At 45.3% G+C, this 1,430-nt stretch carries 1 protein-coding gene; it reads left to right on the top strand.

Features of this window, described 5'->3' with window-relative positions; translation table 11 throughout:
- Positions 1-99: 99 nt before the first annotated feature.
- A partial coding sequence (locus CRO25_RS32920) for an IS3 family transposase (RefSeq protein ID WP_097115857.1) occupies positions 100-1,430 on the top strand: 1,331 nt, incomplete at its 3' end.

Raw genomic sequence — 1,430 nt, forward strand, 5'->3', positions numbered from 1 at the left:
TGAACTGTGACCCGTAAGATAGACACTTTGAAAAAAGTGCCCTCTTACGGGTCTTTTGTGTTTTAATCAGATTAGAAAAAGTTTGCGAGGGTGCAGATCATGGGGGAAATTAGAAGGTCTTTTACAGAACAAGAGATTCAAGTTTTAGAGTCGAATCCATCCGTACTTCGTGTCTCGGAGAAAAATATTACCTATTCACCTGCCTTTAAAATGGATGCTGTACGAGCGAATCAAGCTGGGTCGACACCCATTGAGATTTTCTCTTTAGCGGGATTCGACATGGGACTGATTGGGCAGGAGACACCAAAGAAATGTTTGCAACGCTGGCGTAAGATACACGCTTCGTTAGGTGAAACTGGATTATTGGAAGAACGCAGAGGGAAAGGAAGCTCAGGAAGACCTAACAGTAGCGAGCGATCCGCTGAAGAGAGGCTCCGACTCGCCGAAGCCCGTATCAAGCTCCTTGAGGCCGAGAATGAACTCTTAAAAAAGCTAGAAGCGCTCGAAAGGCAACCTCCCAACGATAATAGACTACCGTCTTCCGAGCGCTTTCAACTGATTAATCAGGTCGTTCGTAAACACGGATTGAGACGCCTAACCCGATATCTATGCAAGCTTGCTGAGGTGAGCACAAGCGGTTATTACCGGTGGTGCACTGCGGAGGAAAAACGCCAGCTTCGTGAGTTTGCTGATGAAAGAGATGGCGTACTCATTAAGGCGCATTATGATGCACTCCAAGGAAAAGTAGGCGCTCTCGTTATAAAAATGCGGCTAGAACGTCTAAACGGAATCATCATGAATCACAAAAAAATTCGACGCCTCATGCGTAAATTCAGGCTGATTGCTGTTATTCGTCAAGCCAATCCATACCGTAAAATGGCTAAAGCTACTCAAGAGCACCGAACATGCCCGAATCTCCTGAAGCGCCAGTTTGACTGCGGAGAACCTGAAAAGGTCTTGCTTACCGATATCACTTATTTGCGTTATGGAAACGGTCAATGGGCTTATTTGTCCTGCGTAAAGGACGGAGCAACAAGAGAAATCTTAGCCCACTACCTATCTTCAACCTTGGAAGTGTGCCTTGTTAAACGAACACTACAACGTTTGCTTGATCGTCTGGAGGGGAGTGTTCATCCTGAGGCTGTAATCCATTCAGATCAAGGTTTTCACTACACACACTTACAGGTGCGCTCCATGATTGCTGAATCAGGGTTCAAACAATCCATGTCACGGAAAGGAAACTGTTGGGATAATGCCTCAATGGAGACGTTTTTCGGACATATGAAAGATGAACTAGAATACAAAGAGTGCACATCTCTGCATGAGCTGAGAGTTCGCGTCAATGAATACATCACCTACTACAACACCGAACGGTACCAATGGACATTAAAAAAGATGACTCCTGATGAATACAGAAGCCATCTGATTGC

The organism is Paenibacillus sp. RU5M (assembly GCF_900221055.1).
GTDB classification, from domain to species: Bacteria; Bacillota; Bacilli; order Paenibacillales; family Paenibacillaceae; genus Paenibacillus; species Paenibacillus marchantiae.